We start from the raw sequence: 2,445 nt of genomic DNA on the forward strand, positions 1-2,445 counted from the left end.
TTGAAATAGCTCATCGACCCTGTGCCGATGCGGGTCAGGAAGAAGGTGTCGATAAAGGCGCTGATCTGATAGACGCCGGCGCCGAGCGTGGCGGGGATGACGACGCGCACGAACTGCTTCACGCCCGGCGTGTAGCGGGGGCGACGCAGCTTTAACGAAATGCCGGCGCGTCTGGCCGAGGCCCATAGCAATGCGATCTGGATCACGCCGCCGATCGTCACCGCGATCGACAGCGCGGTCGCGGTAATCGCGCCGCCGTTGCGGACAAAGATCAGGGCCGCGAGCATCGCCAGGTTGAGCAGCGCGGGTGCGAATGCCGCCGCCGTGAAGCGGGCGAGCGAATTGAGGATGCCGGAGAAGAGCGAGACGAGGCTGATCAGCACCAGATAGGGAAAGGTGATGCGCGTCAGGAAGGTCGCCAGCGCCAGCTTCTCGCCCTGATAGCCCGAGATCGCCGCGACGAAGAGCGGCATGATGATTTCGAACACCAGCGTGAACAGCGCCAGCGTCGGCAGGAACACCGCCAGCACCTGCTCGGAGAAATCCTTCGCGTCGGCCTCGCCGCCCTTGCCGTGCAGCCGCTGGCTGAACAGGGGCACGAACCCGGCCGAGAAGGCGCCCTCGCCGAACAGGCGGCGGAAGGTGTTGGGCAGGCGGAAGGCGACGAAAAAAGCGTCGGCGGCGACGCTCGCCCCCATCACCCGGCTCATCAGCATTTCGCGCGCGAACCCGGCCACGCGGCTGACCAGCGTCAACCCGCCGATCGTCCCGGTCGCCTTGATCAGGCTACCGCCACTCGCCTTCGTCGAACCGCCTTGTGTCAAGGAGTCAGGCCTGGCCGAGGTCGGTCGGCTGGAAGCCTTCGGGCGCAGCTTGGCCGTTAGGCTCGCCCCCGGCGTTGGCCGCCTCGACTTGGGCCATGTACGCGGCGGCGAAATCGATCGGGTCGAGCAGCAACGGCGGGAAGCCGGCGCCCTGCACGGCTTCGGCGACAATCTGTCGCGCGAACGGGAATAGCAGGCGCGGTGCCTCGACCAGCAGGAACGGCGGCAGCGCTTCCTCGGGCAGGTTGCGGAAGGCGAACACGCCGCCATAGGACAGGTCGACGTGGAAATGCGTTCCGTTGTCGGACTTGGCCGATACTTCGATTTTTAACGTGACCTGGTGGACATCGTCGGCGACCTTGTCGACCGCAATGTTGAACTGGACGTCGAGTTGTGGCTGCACGCCCCACTGATAGACCGCCGGCGCGTTGGGATTCTCGACCGACAGATCCTTGATATATTGGGCAATGGTCGCAGCCTGCGGCTGCCCGTCGTCCGGCAGGTCGGTGGTCGGAAGGGACTGTTCGTCGGCCATGATCGTATTGGGTCCTTGCAAGGTGAGGAGGGCACGCACGGCCCGCCCGGATGGTCGCCGCGCGACTAGCAGCCGCCATTATGGGGTGCAATGATCGCGTGACGACGGAGCAGGCTTTGAATCTGCGCGTTAAGAAGGCTATGTTAGGTGATCGGCGCACCCTGCCGATCCGGAGTTGGATAAGACCTTGACCGCCATCGTCATCCTCGCCCTCGTCGCCCTGTTCATCGGGCTTCGCCTGTACGCCGTGCTCGGCGAGCGGACCGGCCACGAACAGCCGATCGTCAAGCCGGCCGAAACCGAAGTGCGGCTTGAGCCGCGCCCCGCAGTAACCCCCTCCATTCAACAAGTGCCTACGCTCGATCCGGCGGGTATGGCCTATCTGCCGACCGCAGGGCCAGGGGTGCGAGCGATCCTTGCCGCCGATTCGAGTTTCGATGTGGCGCGCTTCCTGGACGGAGCGAAGGCTGCGTACCGGCTGGTCCTGGAGAGTTTCTGGACAGGTGATCTCGATACGATTCGCACGCACGTCGATGGCCATATCTATGACACGTTCGCCGGCGCGGTCGAGGATCGCACGGCGCAGGGCCTGAAGCTCGACAATCGCCTGGTCGCGATCGAGCAGGCGGTCATCGCCGAGGCCGAGCTCAAGAAGAGCGTTGCCGAAATCATGGTGCGGTTCGAGGCCGATATCGCGGCCGTCACGCGCAACGCCGAGGGCGCGGTCGTGGCCGGATCGCTGTCCGACGCGGTCCAGACCCGCGACCGCTGGACCTTCCGCCGCGACCTGGCCTCGAAGGATCCCAACTGGATGCTGATCGAAACCGACGAGGAAGAGTGACGGCGTCCGCGAGGGCATTCACTCTCGCCGCTCTGCTGATCGCCGCAGGATGCGTGCAGCGAACGCCGCCGATTGCGGTGCCGCCGGTCAAACCGGTTATCACGACCGCGTTGCAGGCGGGGGTTACCCTCGCTGAACCACGACCGCTCGACGAAATCGCTGCGGCCCGCGCGCTCACGGCGTTTCGTGCGAGCTGTCCGGAGCTGGTGACGCGAGTCGATGGCTCGGGGCTGACGCAGGCGAGC

The 2,445-nt window shown here is 65.5% G+C and carries 3 protein-coding genes and 1 pseudogene; 2 read left to right on the forward strand and 2 right to left on the reverse strand.

Features of this window, described 5'->3' with window-relative positions; genetic code table 11:
* Nucleotides 1-824, reverse strand: an 824-nt coding sequence (gene murJ, locus RMN84_RS02360) for a lipid II flippase MurJ (protein ID WP_309610606.1), incomplete at its 3' end; no start/stop codon positions are given.
* Nucleotides 825-828: 4 nt separating this feature from the next.
* Nucleotides 829-1,359 (reverse strand): protein-export chaperone SecB, encoded by a 531-nt coding sequence (gene secB / locus RMN84_RS02365; protein WP_309610607.1) that lies wholly within the window; start codon nt 1,357-1,359, stop codon nt 829-831.
* Between the two features lie 187 nt (nt 1,360-1,546).
* On the opposite strand from secB, the gene RMN84_RS02370 reads away from it, so the two are divergent.
* Together RMN84_RS02370 and RMN84_RS02375 are read left to right on the forward strand one after the other, a co-directional pair.
* Nucleotides 1,547-2,200, forward strand: coding sequence for a Tim44/TimA family putative adaptor protein (locus RMN84_RS02370; RefSeq protein ID WP_309610608.1), 654 nt, complete (start codon nt 1,547-1,549; stop codon nt 2,198-2,200).
* Nucleotides 2,197-2,445 (forward strand): annotated as a pseudogene (locus RMN84_RS02375) (hypothetical protein); the annotation flags it as partial. The gene RMN84_RS02370 and the pseudogene RMN84_RS02375, both read left to right, overlap by 4 nt.

It is taken from the genome of Sphingomonas sp., from assembly GCF_031380695.1.
In the GTDB taxonomy this organism is placed as follows: Bacteria; Pseudomonadota; Alphaproteobacteria; order Sphingomonadales; family Sphingomonadaceae; genus Sphingomicrobium.

Excerpts from the sequence above, each read along its gene's own strand:
- secB (WP_309610607.1), bottom strand. The coding sequence starts at position 1,359 with ATGGCCGACGAACAGTCCCTTCCGACCACCGACCTGCCGGACGACGGG.